Source organism: Streptomyces sp. NPDC047315 (genome assembly GCF_040643215.1).
Lineage (GTDB): Bacteria > Actinomycetota > Actinomycetes > Streptomycetales > Streptomycetaceae > Streptomyces.
In genome coordinates this window covers 1-14,236 of record NZ_JBEYTZ010000021.1, presented here as the reverse complement: position 1 = coordinate 14,236, position 14,236 = coordinate 1, and the positions used below count along the sequence as shown (strand labels likewise).

The following is a 14,236-nucleotide window of genomic DNA, read 5'->3' as shown; positions in this document are numbered from 1 at the left end:
ACCCAACGGCGCGCCGGCGCGCGATGCGGACGGTCTCACACCATCGCGCGCTCCTTCAACGGCTCCCACCACTTGCGGTTCCCCCGATACCAAGCAACAGTTTCAGCCAATCCGGCGGTCAAGTTCCGGACGGGCCGGTATCCCAGCTCGGTGCGGATCTTAGTACAGTCGACTGAGTACCGCCGGTCGTGACCTTTGCGGTCGGCGACGTACTCCACGCTGTCCCCGTCGGCGTCGCACGCCGTGACCAGGAGATCCGCGAGCTCACGGTTGGTCAGCTCCGTGCCTCCCCCGATGTTGTAGACCTCGCCCGGGCGACCCGCGGTGCGCACCAGCTCGACACCCTGCACATGATCGTCCACGTGCAGCCAGTCACGGACGTTGCGCCCGTCACCGTAGAGGGGAACCTTCTTCCCGTCCAGCAGATTGGTCACAAACAGCGGAATGATCTTTTCCGGGTACTGGTGGGAGCCGTAGTTGTTGGAACAGCGGGTGACCCGCACGTCCAATCCGTGGCTGCGGTGGTAGCTCAGCGCGAGCAGATCGGCCGCGGCCTTGCTGGCCGAGTAGGGGGAATTGGGCGCGAGCGGTCGCTCTTCCGACCACGAGCCCTCGGCGATGGAGCCGTACACCTCGTCGGTCGATATCTGGACGAAGGTGCGCACGCCTGCCTGGAGTGCGGCGTCCAACAGGACCTGGGTGCCGACCACGTTGGTGCGCACGAAGGGAGCCGACGACGCGAGGGACCGGTCCACGTGGGACTCGGCCGCGAAGTTCACGACCTGGTCGACCCGGGCCATCAACATCCCCACCAGCGCGCTGTCGGTGATGTCGCCCCGGACGAACCCGAAGGCGGGGTGCTCGCGCACCGGGTCGAGGTTGGCCGGGTTGCCGGCGTAGGTCAGTCGGTCGAGGACGGTGACCTTCACGTCACCGGGGCCGTCCGGCCCGAGGAGCGTGCGCACGTAGGTCGAGCCGATGAAGCCCGCGCCGCCGGTCACCAGGATGTGTGTCGAGGTCATGAGGAGATCTGCACCTTGCTGTGGTCGCCGAGGATCAGTCGGTGGGCGTGCGGGACGGCGGGGGCGGGCGCGACGGTCACGCTGCGCCCGATGAGCGAAGCCTCCACCCGTCGCACCCCCTTGATCGAGGAGTCGCGCAGCACGATGGAGAACTCGATCTCGCTGTTCTCTATCCGGCAGCCCTCCGACACGGAGGTGTACGCCCCGACGTACGAGTCGCTGATCACGGTGGAGCGCCCGATGATCGCCGGTCCGACGATCCGCGAACGGAGCACCTGCGCGCCGGCCTCCACGGTCACCCGGCCGATCAGTTGGCTCTCCTCGTCGACGCTGCCCTCGATCCACGGCTCCATGGTCTCCAGCACGGACCGGTTGACCTCCAGCATGTCGATGACGTTGCCGGTGTCCTTCCAGTAGCCGGAGATGGTGGTGGAGCGCACCCGGTAGCCGCGGTCGATGAGCCACTGGATGGCGTGGGTGATCTCCAACTCGCCGCGCAGGGAGGGCTGGATCGCGCGGACCGCCTCGTGGACCGCGGAGGTGAACAGGTAGACGCCGACGAGGGCCAGGTCGCTCCTGGGGCACTGGGGCTTCTCCTCCAGCCGGACCACCTCCCCGGCCGCGTCGAGTTCGGCGACGCCGAAGACCGAGGGGTCCGACACCCGGGTCAGCAGGATCTGGGCGTCCGGGCGGTCGTCGCGGAAGCCCTGCACGAGGTCCGCGATGCCGCCGACGATGAAATTGTCGCCGAGGTACATCACGAAGTCGTCGTCCCCGAGGAAGTCCCGGGCGATCAGCACCGCGTGGGCGAGCCCGAGGGGGAGCTCCTGGGGAATGTAGGTGACGTCGATTCCGAATTTGGAGCCGTCGCCCACCGCGTCGCGAATCTCGTCCGCGGTGTCGCCGACGATGATGCCGACCTCGCGGATGCCCGCTTCGGCGATGGCTTCGAGCCCGTAGAACAGCACGGGCTTGTTGGCGACGGGAACCAACTGCTTGGCGGAGGTGTGGGTGAGGGGGCGGAGCCGAGTGCCGGCGCCGCCGGACAGGACGAGGGCCTTCACTGGCGGCCACCTCGCGCCGGGAATTCACTGCGGACGCCGTAACGGCCTTCGATGGCGGACTTGTGCGACGGCATTTTTCTCCCAGATTCCGGCCGAAGCCTCATGCCGTATACCGCCCGAACTTCATACCGGGGACGGAACAGCAGGCTTGGTCATGGGTGATGCACCGGCGATAAAGCCTAGGCACACGCCGACGGGACTGTCCAGGCTTTCTTATCACTGCGCCCGGAATTGCTGCCGGGGTGGAATGTTGATTTACCAGGGGCATTCATAGTGCACACACCGGCACTGAATTTCGCACGCCGTCGGCGGCGATGGGCGAAGGACCCGGCCGGTCGGCTACGGGGGTTTGAACCGGCCGACCGGGTCGCCCACTCAGACGGAGATTATCTCCACTCTGAGGTATCTTCACGATAAAGCTAATTGCTCCCTGGACCGCTTGTCAACAGTCCTCCGGGAGTCGGCACGGCCCGGCGCGGCCCTTCGGTGAGTCGGCGCGCGGCGCCGTGGACGGAGCGCACCGACTCCCCGAAGGGCCGCGCCGACTCCCCCTTGACACCGCGACCAGCCGTGAAGAAGATTGCGTCCATCGTGGAACTGCTGTGCCTCCGAGGCCCGTTCCCGCTTTGAGCGCCGCCCGGACCCGACCCTCACCCGGCGTCCGCCCCGCCTTCCGCCCCGCGCCCTTCGAGCGCACGGCTCGGCTCCTTCCCGCACGCGTCCCGCAATCCGCGTCCCGCATCCCGTTCGCCCCCGGTCACCCGGTGCCCCGACCGACCCGCGTCCTCACCGCGGGCCGGCGCTGCGCCCTGCCCGGACGACGGCCCCGACCCTACGGAGAAGCCATGAAAGTCCTGTTCATCGCAGCGGGAACCAGCCCCGCGGGCGTCTTCGCCCTCGCCCCGCTCGCCACGGCGGTGCGCAACGCCGGGCACGAGATCCTGGTCGCCTCCTTCGACGAGTTGACCTCCAGCATCGAGGCGATCGGGCTGCCTCCGGTGGCCGTGGTCACCGAGCACACCACCGAGAGCATCAAGCAGCTGGACCGCCCCGGCGGCCCGATCGAGTTCCCCTGGTCGCCCGACCAGGAACTGCCTTACGTGGGCCGTTGGTTCGGCCGGCAGGCCGCCGTCAGCCTCGACGGACTCCTCGAACTGACCCGGCACTGGCGCCCCGACCTCGTCATCGGCGGCACCGACGCGCACGCCGCCGGGCTCGTCGCGGCCCACCTCGGCGTCCCGCACGTCCGCCAGGCGTGGGACTGGCTGCACTTCGGCGGCGCCGAGCAGTACGCCGCCGAAGAGCTCGCCCCCGAGCTGGAGCGGCTGGGCCTGGCCGAACTGCCCGCCCCGGACATGTTCTTGGACATCTGCCCGCCGAGCCTCCTCCCGTCGTTCGCGACGCCCGGCCGCCCCATGCGCTGGGTGCCCGGCAACCGCCAGCGGTCGCTGGAGCCGTGGATGTACACCAAGGGCGAGCGCCCCCGGATCTGCGTCACCTACGGCAGCTTCCGTACCGCCATGCCGCAGATCTTCGAGCACCTGTGCGCCCTGCTGTCCCGGCTCGTGGACCTGGACGCCGAGATCGTGGTCGCGGCGAACGAGGCCGCGACGGAGAAGCTGCGCGAGCGCTTCCCGCAGGTCCGCGCCGGCTGGGTGCCGCTGGAGTTCCTGCTGCGCACCTGCGACGGCATCGTGCACAGCGGCGGGCTGACCGCGCTGAACGCCATGTCCGCCGGCATCCCGCAGGTGGTGCTCAACCAGTTCGTCGCCTTCGAGCCGTCGCTGGCCCTGTTGCAGCAGCAGGGCTCCGCCGTCGTGCTGCACCGCGAGGAGGGCTCCCCCGACGGCACCTTCGAAGCCTGCCGCAAGGTCCTGTCCGACGGGAGCTACGGCCAGCAGGCCCGGGTCCTCGCCGACGAGCTCAACTCCCTGCCCACCCCGAACGACGTGGTGAAGGACCTGGAAGGACTGGTGCGCGGATGAGCACCCTCTCGGTGAGCCAGCCCGGCACGCCTCCCACGCCCGCCGACGTCGAGCAGGCGTACGGCGCCGAACACGCCGACGTCTACGACGCGATCTACCGCGGCCGGGGCCGTGACTACGCCGCCGAGGCGGACGCCTTCCTCGCCGTCCTGCGCACCCGGCGCCCCGAGATCACCAGCCTGCTCGACGTGGCCTGCGGCACCGGCGCGCACCTCGCGGCGCTGCGCGGCTCGGTCGACCACGTCGAGGGGGTGGAGCTGTCGCCGTGGATGCACACCCTGGCGACCCGCCAACTCCCCGGCGTCGCCGTCCACCAGGACGACATGCGCTCCTTCAACCTCAGCCGTCGGTTCTCCGCCGTCACCTGCCTGTTCAGCTCCGTCGGCTATCTGAAGTCGGTCGAGGACCTGCGGCGGACCCTGCGCACCTTCCGGGCGCACGTCGCGCCCGGCGGGGTCGCGCTCGTCGAGCCGTGGTGGTTCCCGGAGACGTTCCTCGACGGCTACGTCGGCAGCAGCCTGGTGGAGGTCGACGGCCGCACCATCGCCCGGGTCTCGCACACCGTGCGGGCCGGGAGCACCAGCCGGATGACCGTCGAGTACACCGTGGCGGAGCCCGTCAACGGCGTGCGCCGCTTCTCCGACCTGCACGTGCTCTCGCTCTTCACCCGCGAGCAGTACGAGGACGCCTTCGAGCGGGCCGGCTTCGCGGTCGAGTTCCTCAAGGACGGGCCTTCGGGCCGCGGGCTCTTCCTCGGCGTCGCGCCCGAGACGACCGACGGGGGACCGCGATGACCGACACGACCGCCGCGACCGGCACGACCGCCGGGACCGACGTCAGCCGGGTCGGCAAGGTCCGCCCGTGCGCGCTGATGAAGCTCCAGACGATCGGGGACCCGCGCGGCCAGTTGGCCGTCGTCGAGGGCGCCAAGGACATCGGCTTCCCGGTCAAGCGGCTGTTCTACCTGTACGACCTGCCGACGTCGTCGGTGCGCGGTGACCACGCCCACCGCAATCTGGAGCAGTTCGTCATCCCGATCAACGGCAGTTTCGACGTCGCCGTGGACGACACCGTCGACACCGCCGTCTGCCGGCTCGACGACCCCGGGCAGGGCCTGTACATCGGCCCGATGGTGTGGAACAGCCTGGTGAACTTCTCCGAGGGCGCCATCGCGCTGGTCCTGGCCTCCGAGCACTACGACGAGGCCGACTACTACCGCCGCTACGACGAGTTCCTCGCGGATGCCGGAGCGCGCCCATGAAGGTCCCCTATCTGGACCTGAAGGGGCCGCACACCGAGATCCGGGCCGAGTTGGACGCCGCGTACCACCGCGTCGTGGACTCCGGGTGGTTCGTGCTCGGCGAGGAGGTGCGCGCCTTCGAGGAGGAGTACGCCGCCTACTGCGGCGCCGCGCACTGCGTGAGCGTCGCCACCGGCTGCGACGCGCTGGAACTCGCGCTGCGGGCGCTGGACATCGGCCCCGGCGACGAGGTCGTGGTGCCCAGTGCCACCTACATCGCCACCTGGCTCGCGGTGTCGGAGACCGGCGCCGACGTGGTGCCCGTCGAGGTCGACCCGGACACCCACCTGCTGGATCCGGCCGCCGTCGAGGCGGCGGTCACGCCCGCGACCCGGGCCGTCATGCCCGTACACCTGTACGGGCAGCCGGCGGACCTGCCCGCGCTGCGGCGGGTCGCGGACCGGCACGGGCTCGCGCTGATCGACGACGCGGCGCAGGCCCACGGCGCACGGCTGAACGGCACCCGGGTCGGCGGCGGCGGGCTCGCGACCGCGACCGCGTTCAGCTTCTACCCCGGGAAGAACCTGGGGGCGCTCGGCGACGGCGGCGGCATCCTCACCGACGACGCCGAACTGGCCGAGAGGCTGCGGCTGCTGCGCAACTACGGCTCGCGCCGCAAGTACCACCACGAGCTGAAGTCCACCAACTCCAGGCTGGACGAGCTGCACGCAGCGGTGCTGCGGGCCAAGCTCCCGCACCTGGACCGCTGGAACGCCCGACGGGCCGAGATCGCCGAGCGCTACCGGGCCGCCTTCGCGGACCTGCCCGGGCTGCGGCCTACGGCCGTGCCCGAGGGCGCCGAGCCCTCCTGGCACCTGTACGTCGTGTGCTGCGACGACCGGGACGCGGTGCAGCGGAGCCTGACCGACGCGGGGGTGGGCACCCTGATCCACTACCCCGTGCCGGTCCACCTCTCCCCCGCGTACGCCGACGAGAAGCGCTGGCCGGCGGGTGCGTTCCCACGCGCGGAGGCCATCGCGGCGCAGGTGCTGAGCCTGCCGATGGGCCCCCATCTGAGCGATGCGGACGTCTCGTACGTCATCGAAGCGGTGCGCGCCGCGGTCTGAGCCGCCCACCCGGCACCGCACCGCACCGCCCCTCACCAGCACCGCTCCTCACCGCACCGCACCGCTCCTCACCCCGTTCCACCCCAGCACTCCCACCCGACCGCGACCGAAAGGGAACCGCGCGCCATGACCCCTCCTCCCCAGCTGCCGCCGTCCGTCCGGGTGCTCCAGCTCGCCACCGCCAGCTGGATGGCCGCGGCCGTCAGCGCGGCGGCCGAGCTCGGCATCGCCGACGCCCTCGCCGGCGGGCCCCGGACCTCGGACGAGATCGCCGACGCCGTGGACGCCCACCCGCCCACGCTCTACCGACTGCTGCGGGCGGGCACGGACGTCGGCCTCTTCGAGGAGCGCGCCGGCCGGGTGTTCGCCCTCACCGAGGTCGGCGAGGCCCTGCGCAGCGACTCGCCGACCTCCATGCGCAACTTCGCCCGCTGGGTCGGGCTCACCGCCGACCGCGCCACCTGGGCCGGGCTCGCCGACAGCGTGCGCACCGGCGCACCGGCCTTCGAGCGGATGCACGGCCAGGACGTGTGGGACTTCATGCGGGACCACACGGACGTCTCCGGGGTCTTCAACGACGCCATGACGGAGGCGTCCCGGCAGCTCATCGCGCCCGTCGTGGACGCGTTCGACTTCGGCGACATCGGGACCCTGGTGGACGTGGCCGGCGGGCGCGGCGCGCTGCTGTCCGCGGTCCTGAAGGCCAATCCGAAGACCCGGGGCGTGCTGTACGACCAGCCCGAGGTGGTCTCCGAGGCCCGGCAGAACTTCGCGCGGAGCGGGGTCGCGGACCGCGTGGAGATCATCGGCGGCGACTTCTTCTCCTCGGTGCCGCCGGCCGGTGACGCGTACCTGCTCTCCAACGTGCTGCACGACTGGGACGACGAGAGCTCCCTGAAGATCCTCGCCAACTGCCGTGCCGCGCTCGGCGACGGCGGGCGGGTGCTGCTGGTGGAGGCCGTGATGACGGACGGCGCCCGGCCCAACCCGACGGTCTCGCTGATGGACCTGAACATGCTGGTGCTCTGCGGCGGCCAGCAGCGCACCGAGGCCGAGTTCGCCGACCTCTTCGACCGCGCCGGGCTGCGGCTGACCCGGATCGTCGGGGCGGGCCTGCACAGCGTGGTCGAAGCCGTCCGGGCCTGACCCGCGATCCGCAGCCCCGAGGTCCCGAGCTCCCGGAGACCTCCGCGATCCCCGGGAGCTCTGCAATCCCAGCGCTCCCAGCGATCCCCGAGACGCTAGAGATGCCAGAGACGAAAGAGACGTCCAGATGCCCTTCATCACGCCGGACAACGGCTCGCTGACCGTCTTCAACCTGTTCGACACCCGCACCCGCGAGGACCAGACGACCCTGCTGGACACGATGCAGGGCATCATCCAGGGCGCCAACTACCCCGGCTGGCGCTCCTCCACGCTGCACGGCGGCATCGACCAGCCGTGCGCCGCCAACTACATCCAGTGGCGCAGCGTCGAGGACCTGCGGGACCGCTACGAGGGCGAGAGCTTCAAGCACAACACCGTTCCGTACTTCACCGATCTGACCACCTCCGTGCACCTGTTGAAGACCGAGGTCGTCGCCACCCACCTCCACCCTGAGCTGGAGCGGATCGAGATCTCCCCGGACCGCGACGACTTCACCGTCATCGTGATCATGGGCGTCGAGGAGGCGAACCAGGCGCGCCTGGTGGACCTGTTCGCCAAGCCCGACCCGTGGATGGAGGGCGTCGCCGGCTACCGCTCCCATTCGATCCTGCGCGGTCTGGAGGGCGACTTCGTCGTCAACTACGCGCAGTGGGAGAGCCGGGCGGCGTACGAGGCGTTCCACAACCTGCCGGAGGAGGAGCGGCCGGCGGACTCGCGCTCGATGCGCGCCGCCGCCCGCCCGCTGCTGACCTCGCGCTCGTCGAACACGTACGAGGTCGTCTTCTCCCGCTCGGCCGCGGACGATGCGGCGGGTGCGCAGTGACCGTGGAGTCCTCCGTGCCGGACCCGGTGGTGGTCCTGCCCACCGACCGGCGCTACGCCGAGTTCGTCCGCGGCGACAACTACCGCTTCACCGGCGAGCCCGACCGCGTCGTGCTCGTCCGCACCGCCGAGCAGGTCGCCGACGCGCTGGGGGCGGCCCTGGCGGAGGGCAAGCGGGTGGCCGTGCGCAGCGGCGGCCACTGCGGGGAGGCGTTCGTCGCCGACCCGGCCGTCGAGGTCGTCATCGACATGTCGCTGATGTCGGAGGTGTCGTACGACGCGGAACGGGGCGCCTTCGCCGTGGCGGCGGGCGCCAACGTGGGCCAGGTCTACAAGGAGCTGTACCGCAACTGGGGCGTGACCGTGCCCGCGGGCGTGTGCACCGCAGTGGGCATGGGCGGGCACGTGACGGGCGGCGGATACGGTCCGCTGGGCCGGCTGCACGGCCTGGTCGCGGACCACCTGTACGCGGTCGAGGTCGTCCACGTCGACGCCGACGGCCGGGTGTGCACCGTGGTCGCCACCCGTGAGGAGGACGACCCGCACCGCGAGCTGTGGTGGGCGCACACCGGTGGCGGCGGCGGCAACTTCGGCATCGTGACGCGCTTTTGGCTGCGCTCGCCCGGGGACGGGGGGCCGGCCCCGGAGCAGTTGTTGCCCAAGGCGCCGTCGTCGCTGCTGACCGCGATGGTGGCGTGGTCGTGGGAGAGCTGCGACCAGGCGGCGTTCACCCGGCTCGTGCGCAACTTCATGGCGTGGCACGTGGCGAACAGCGCGCCCGACTCCCGGTTCGCGCGCCTCTTCGCCTCGCTGTGGGTGCGACACCGCTCCGGCGGTGATCTGACGATGTACGTTCAGATAGCCAACGCCGCCGATGCCACCGAGGGCCCGAACGGCTGCGACGACCCGGAGTCGGGCGCCGACGCGCTGTTGGACGAGTTCCTGGCAGCCGTCGAAGAGGGCACCGGCGTCAGCCCCTTCGTCTTCCGCCACCGGCTGCCCTGGCTGACCGGCGTGCGCTACATGGGCCAGGGCGACTCCGGTCCGGTGCTGGGCGCCCGCAACAAGGCGAAGGCCGCGTACCTGCGCGGGGTGCACTCGGACGAGCAGATCGCCGCGCTGTACCGGTGGTTCCACCAGGAGGACTACTTCGGGCGCGAGTCGCTGATGATGCTCAACAGCTACGGCGGCGCCATCAACGCGGTCGCGCCCGGCGACACCGCGTCCGCCCAGCGCGACTCGGTGATCAAGGCCGCGTACTCCGCCGCCTGGCACGACCCCGCGGAGGACGAGGGGCACATCGCCTGGGTGCGCGGGCTGTACCGGGAGCTGTTCGCGTCGACCGGCGGCGCGCCCGTCTCCGGCGAGGTGGCGGACGGGTCGTACATCAACTACCCGGACGTCGACCTGACCGACCCCGCGGAGAACACCTCCGGCGTGCCCTGGCACGAGCTGTACTACAAGGACAACTACCCGGCGCTGCAGCGGGTGAAGGCCGCCTACGACCCGCGTGACGTGTTCCACCACGCGATGTCGGTGCGCCCGCCCGCCGACGACGCAGGGTCCGCCGACCGCCCCCACCCCCAGATTCCGGAGCAGAACGTGTCCTTCGCCGCTGACCACATCCCGGACCGATACGACTTCGTGAGCATGTATCAGGGCGACCAGGACGCTCCCCCGGTCCAGCCCTGGGACATCGGCCGTCCGCAGCCCGCGCTGGTGGACGCCCACAAGGCCGGGCTGATCACGGGCGACGTGCTCGACGTGGGCTGCGGCCTGGGCGACAACGCCGCCTTCCTGGCCTCCCAGGGCCACCGGGTCACCGCGGTCGACGTGTCGCAGATCGCGGTGGACGAGGCGAGCGCCCGGGCCTCGGCCAAGGGCGTGGAGGTGGAGTTCGCCGTCACCGACGCGACCCGGCTGACCGGCTTCGACGGCCGCTTCGACACGGTCGTGGACAGCGCCTGCTACCACTCGCTCGCCGAGGACGACCGGGTGCGCTACCTGGAGGCGCTGCACCGGGCGGCCCGACCGGGCGCGCGGCTGCACATCTTCTCCTTCGCCGAGGAGCTGCCGGCGCCGTTCCCCGGTCCGCACCGGCACAGCGCGCGGAGCCTGCGCGAGGTGGTGGGCGGCGTGTGGGACGTGGTGTCCGTCGAGGAGGCCACGTACGCGAGTTCGCTCGGCGCGGCCGACGTCGTCGAGATGACCCGGGCCGAGTACCCGGACCGGGACGTCGACGCGGACAGCCTGCCCGGTCTCGAACTGGACGAGTTCGGCAAGGCCACGATGCCGGTGTGGCACGTGGTGGCCGTGCGGCGCGACTGAGTCCGCCGCGGTGACGGCCGGTCCCCTTTCCTTCCGCGGGGAGGGGGCCGGCCGTTCTCGCGCGGCAGCCGGCAAATGAACGTTCCGGAAGGAGTACGCCATGCGCAACCCCGTCGACGCCCCGCCGGCGTCGTACACCGAGAGCGGCACCTGGCCCGACGGCCCGCTGACGGCCGACGCACCGCCCACCGCCCACGCCGGCCAGGCGCTGGCCCGCAGCCTGCGGGCGCTGATGCGGGCCCGCAGCCTCAGCGCCCGCGCGCTGGCCGCCCGTACGGGCACCACCCATCCCACGGTCCGGCGCATCCTCACGGGCGCGGGGCTGGTGGACGTGCGCACCGTCTTCCTGTTGGAGGTCGCCCTCCAGGCGCCGCTGTGGCCCGCCGACCTGTACGCCGACTTCCACCGCAGAAAGGGCACTTCGGGCGCTTCGAGCGCCGCGGCGACGCCGGCCGTCGACGAGGGGCAGAGGCGCGACTGACGCCCCCGCCGCCTCGGGCGGCCCGCAGGCGCCGCGGCGCGGCGCTGAGTCCGGCGGCCTCGTCCGCCTCGCGTCCAACCACCCTCCTCGCGTTCAATCTCCTACCTCAGATCCACTAAACTTCTACGCAGTGTAGTAGTTTGCGGAACGTGGATGCCGACCAGCGCGCAGCCGCGCTCCCCAGCCCTGCCCTCGGGGCCGCCCCGCCCCGCCTCCCCGTCCCCGCCGCACGCTCCCGCGCCGCCGCGGACGCCGGGCGCGCCGCAGCGCCCACCGCCGTGCGCACGATGACCGCGGACGACCTGCCGCACGTCGTCGCGGAGCACCTGACGCATTTCCCTGACGGCTTCTTCGCACGCCTCGGACCCGCCTTCTTGACCGCGTACTGCGGCACGTACCTGAACAATCCGTACGCGCGCGGCTACCTAGCGGAGACGGACCTGGGGCCGGCCGGCTATCTGCTCGGCGCCCTCGACCCGCCGGGCCACCGGGCCCACGTGCTGCGCTCCCACCGGCTCTCGCTGGCCGCGCGCGGCGCGCTCTCGCTCGCCGTGCGCCCCCGTGTCGCAGGGCACTTCCTGCGGACGCGAGCGGGGCGGTACGCCCGCACCCTCGCCCCGGGGCGCCGCGCGGCGCCGTCGACGGAGCCACCCGCACCGCCGGTGCCGGACGCCGGGGCCGAGCCCGCCCCCGAGCCCGCCGGCCCCACCGCGGTCCTCGCGTACGTGGCGGTGGCGGCCCGGGCCCGCTCGCTCGGCCTCGGCGCCGCCCTCATCGCACGGTTCGTCGCGGACGCCGCCGAGGCCGGGTGCGCCCGCGTCTGCCTCGTCACGCTCACCGGGGAGGGCGGCGCCGGCCCGTACTACGAGCGGCACGGCTGGCTGGCCCGCGGGGGCTCGACCACCCCCGACGGCCGGTCCTTCACCACGTACGAACTCCCGCTCACCATCGCCCCGAAGACCCCGCCCGACCTCCCGCCCGACGCCCCGGAACCAGACCCCGGTGTCCATCCACTGAAATACGAAAGGTAGGATTATTTACCGTTCGCTTACCCAGGTATCGGTAACGTCCTTAGCAGTGACCACCCTGGCCGGGCTGCGCCCGGCCAGCTTGTCGTTCCGGACATTTTTCGGGGGAGATCCATGCGTCGCCGAATACATCCCGCCGCTGTCGCGAGTGGCGCCGTCGTCTTGGGAGCCGGGGCGCTGTACGTCACCGGGCTCCTGGTGACGGGCGACGAGGTCCCGAAGGGGACCACCGTGCGGGGTGTCGACATCGGGGGCCTGAGTGAATCGGCCGCCAAGCAGAAGCTGGACCAGCAGCTCCAGGGCATAGCCAGCGCGCCGTTGCCAGTGAAAATTGGTGACAAGTCTGACAATGTCGACCCGGCCAAGGCCGGTCTGAGCTTCGACACCGCCGAGACGGCGGCGCTCGCCGCTCGCTCCGACAAGGACCCCCTCACGGTCGTGGGGAACCTCTTCACCTCCGGCGGCGGCAAGGTCGAACCGGTGGTGAACGCCGACGAGGACCGCACCCGCGCCGCCCTTGAGGAGCTGGCGAAGAAGCACGACCGCAAGGTCCGCGAGGGCTCGATCACCTTCGCCAAGGGCGAGGCGAAGCAGGTGGAGCCGCTCAGCGGCCAGTCGCTGGACGTGGCCGACTCCGTCGACGCGGTGCGCACGGCGTTCACCGGCAGCAAGCCCGGCCCCACCGCCCTGCCGGTCAAGGAGACCGCCGCGAAGATCGGCGCGGCCGAGATCGACCGCGCGATGAACGAGTTCGCCCGCCCGGCGATGTCCGGCTCCGTCACGCTCACCACGGCCAGCGGCCGGATCACCATCTCCCCGTCGACCCTCGGCAAGCATCTGACGATGGCCCCCGGCAAGGACGACCGGCTGGCACCCAAGCTGAACGGCGCGGCCCTGCTGAAGGACCCGCGCATCGCGCCGCAACTCGCCGCGGCCACGAACGAGGCCACCGACGCCACCCTGCGGCTGAACGGCGGCAAGGTCGAGGTGGTCGCCGACGGCAAGCCCGGCCAGGAGGTCAACGCCAAGAGCCTCGGCGACGCGGTCATGCCGCTGCTGACCAAGACCGGCTCCGCGGCCCGCACCGGCGCGGTGGCCACCGTCGAGACCCAGCCGAAGGTGACCGCCGAGAGCGTGGCCAAGCTGGGCATCACGGAGCAGGTGTCCTCCTACACCAGCACCTTCGAGCGCGCCGAGTACCGCACGAAGAACATCGGCCGGGCCGCGGAACTGATCAACGGCTCGACGATCATGCCCGGCGAGACCTGGAGCTTCAACGGCACCGTCGGCGAGCGGACGCCGGAGAACGGCTTCGTCGACGGCATCATCATCCTCAACGACAAGTACACGAAGGCGGCCGGCGGCGGCGTCTCCACGGTCGCCACCACCATGTTCAACGCGTTCTTCTTCGCCGGCCTGAAGCCGGTGGAGTACGGCGCCCACTCCTTCTACATCGAGCGCTACCCCGAGGGCCGCGAGGCGACGGTGGCCTGGGGCAGCCTCGACCTGCGGTTCAAGAACGACTCCGACAGCGCCATCCACATCCTGACCAGCGCCTCGGACACCGAGGTGACCGTGACCTTCCTCGGCACGAAGAAGTACGACGAGGTGAAGGCGGTCAAGGGCCCGCGGACCAACGTCAAGGAGCCCGGCACCCGCCCCGGCGCCACGAAGGACTGCCAGCCGCAGACGCCGCTGGAGGGCTTCGACGTCACGGTGGAGCGGATCTTCATGGACGGCGGCCAGGAAGTGAAGCGGGAGCCGTTCAAGACGCGCTACACGCCGCGCGACGAAGTCACCTGCGACTGATTCGACCCGGGGACGAACCCGCCGTAACGCTGCGGGAGCGTCGGTCTCCGCGGGTGCATCGTGGCTGTTCGCGCAGTTCCCCGCGCCCCTAAAAACCCCCACCCCCAGCGCTTGTAAGGGGGGGGGGATGAAGGGGGCGGGGGGAGGCGGGGCAAGCCCCAAAAAGGGCCGCGAGAAACAAAAC

At 71.3% G+C, this 14,236-nt stretch carries 12 protein-coding genes; 10 read left to right on the top strand and 2 right to left on the bottom strand.

Annotated features, from left to right (window positions below):
* Positions 1–35 precede the first annotated feature (35 nt).
* Together rfbB and ABZ842_RS23525 are read right to left on the bottom strand one after the other, a co-directional pair.
* A complete protein-coding gene (gene rfbB / locus ABZ842_RS23530) occupies positions 36–1,022 on the bottom strand; it encodes a dTDP-glucose 4,6-dehydratase (protein WP_361539893.1) in 987 nt (328 codons plus the stop codon).
* Positions 1,019–2,086: a glucose-1-phosphate thymidylyltransferase gene (locus tag ABZ842_RS23525; RefSeq protein ID WP_361539891.1), complete on the bottom strand. Its 1,068-nt coding sequence runs from the start codon at positions 2,084–2,086 to the stop codon at positions 1,019–1,021. Before ABZ842_RS23525 ends, rfbB begins: the two co-directional genes overlap by 4 nt.
* Positions 2,087–2,931: 845 nt before the next feature.
* On the opposite strand from ABZ842_RS23525, the gene ABZ842_RS23520 reads away from it, so the two are divergent.
* The 10 genes from ABZ842_RS23520 to ABZ842_RS23475 all read left to right on the top strand — a co-directional run bounded on the left by ABZ842_RS23520 (position 2,932) and on the right by ABZ842_RS23475 (position 14,052).
* The gene (locus ABZ842_RS23520; RefSeq protein WP_361539888.1) at positions 2,932–4,071 is read left to right on the top strand and encodes a glycosyltransferase; all 1,140 of its coding nucleotides are present in this window, start codon (positions 2,932–2,934) and stop codon (positions 4,069–4,071) included.
* On the top strand, positions 4,068–4,865 hold the full coding sequence (locus ABZ842_RS23515) for a class I SAM-dependent methyltransferase (RefSeq protein WP_361539885.1): 798 nt from the start codon (positions 4,068–4,070) through the stop codon (positions 4,863–4,865). The genes ABZ842_RS23520 and ABZ842_RS23515 overlap by 4 nt, the downstream gene beginning before the upstream one ends.
* Positions 4,862–5,332 carry an FdtA/QdtA family cupin domain-containing protein gene (locus ABZ842_RS23510; RefSeq protein WP_361539882.1) on the top strand — a complete coding sequence of 157 codons (471 nt, stop codon included), beginning with the start codon at positions 4,862–4,864 and terminating at the stop codon, positions 5,330–5,332. Before ABZ842_RS23515 ends, ABZ842_RS23510 begins: the two co-directional genes overlap by 4 nt.
* On the top strand, positions 5,329–6,438 hold the full coding sequence (locus ABZ842_RS23505) for a DegT/DnrJ/EryC1/StrS family aminotransferase (protein WP_361539879.1): 1,110 nt from the start codon (positions 5,329–5,331) through the stop codon (positions 6,436–6,438). The genes ABZ842_RS23510 and ABZ842_RS23505 overlap by 4 nt, the downstream gene beginning before the upstream one ends.
* Positions 6,439–6,564: 126 nt before the next feature.
* Positions 6,565–7,584 carry a methyltransferase gene (locus ABZ842_RS23500; RefSeq protein WP_361539876.1) on the top strand — a complete coding sequence of 340 codons (1,020 nt, stop codon included), beginning with the start codon at positions 6,565–6,567 and terminating at the stop codon, positions 7,582–7,584.
* Positions 7,585–7,711: 127 nt separating this feature from the next.
* A complete protein-coding gene (locus tag ABZ842_RS23495) occupies positions 7,712–8,407 on the top strand; it encodes an antibiotic biosynthesis monooxygenase family protein (RefSeq protein ID WP_361539873.1) in 696 nt (231 codons plus the stop codon).
* Positions 8,404–10,734, top strand: coding sequence for a methyltransferase domain-containing protein (locus ABZ842_RS23490; protein WP_361539871.1), 2,331 nt, complete (start codon positions 8,404–8,406; stop codon positions 10,732–10,734). The genes ABZ842_RS23495 and ABZ842_RS23490 overlap by 4 nt, the downstream gene beginning before the upstream one ends.
* Positions 10,735–10,834: 100 nt before the next feature.
* Positions 10,835–11,215 carry a helix-turn-helix transcriptional regulator gene (locus tag ABZ842_RS23485; RefSeq protein WP_361539868.1) on the top strand — a complete coding sequence of 127 codons (381 nt, stop codon included), beginning with the start codon at positions 10,835–10,837 and terminating at the stop codon, positions 11,213–11,215.
* 149 nt (positions 11,216–11,364) lie between these two features.
* Positions 11,365–12,246 (top strand): GNAT family N-acetyltransferase, encoded by an 882-nt coding sequence (locus ABZ842_RS23480; RefSeq protein WP_361539865.1) that lies wholly within the window; start codon positions 11,365–11,367, stop codon positions 12,244–12,246.
* A gap of 111 nt (positions 12,247–12,357) precedes the next feature.
* Entirely contained in the window at positions 12,358–14,052 is a 1,695-nt protein-coding gene (locus ABZ842_RS23475; protein ID WP_361539862.1) for a VanW family protein, read from the top strand.
* The last annotated feature ends 184 nt before the right edge of the window (positions 14,053–14,236 follow it).

Bases quoted from the DNA above. Each gene is read 5' to 3' on its own strand.
- ABZ842_RS23500 (WP_361539876.1), top strand. From the start codon at position 6,565: ATGACCCCTCCTCCCCAGCTGCCGCCGTCCGTCCGGGTGCTCCAGCTC.
- ABZ842_RS23485 (WP_361539868.1), top strand. From the start codon at position 10,835: ATGCGCAACCCCGTCGACGCCCCGCCGGCGTCGTACACCGAGAGCGGC.
- ABZ842_RS23495 (WP_361539873.1), top strand. From the start codon at position 7,712: ATGCCCTTCATCACGCCGGACAACGGCTCGCTGACCGTCTTCAACCTG.
- ABZ842_RS23510 (WP_361539882.1), top strand. From the start codon at position 4,862: ATGACCGACACGACCGCCGCGACCGGCACGACCGCCGGGACCGACGTC.
- ABZ842_RS23515 (WP_361539885.1), top strand. From the start codon at position 4,068: ATGAGCACCCTCTCGGTGAGCCAGCCCGGCACGCCTCCCACGCCCGCC.
- ABZ842_RS23475 (WP_361539862.1), top strand. From the start codon at position 12,358: ATGCGTCGCCGAATACATCCCGCCGCTGTCGCGAGTGGCGCCGTCGTC.
- ABZ842_RS23520 (WP_361539888.1), top strand. From the start codon at position 2,932: ATGAAAGTCCTGTTCATCGCAGCGGGAACCAGCCCCGCGGGCGTCTTC.
- ABZ842_RS23505 (WP_361539879.1), top strand. From the start codon at position 5,329: ATGAAGGTCCCCTATCTGGACCTGAAGGGGCCGCACACCGAGATCCGG.
- rfbB (WP_361539893.1), bottom strand. From the start codon at position 1,022: ATGACCTCGACACACATCCTGGTGACCGGCGGCGCGGGCTTCATCGGC.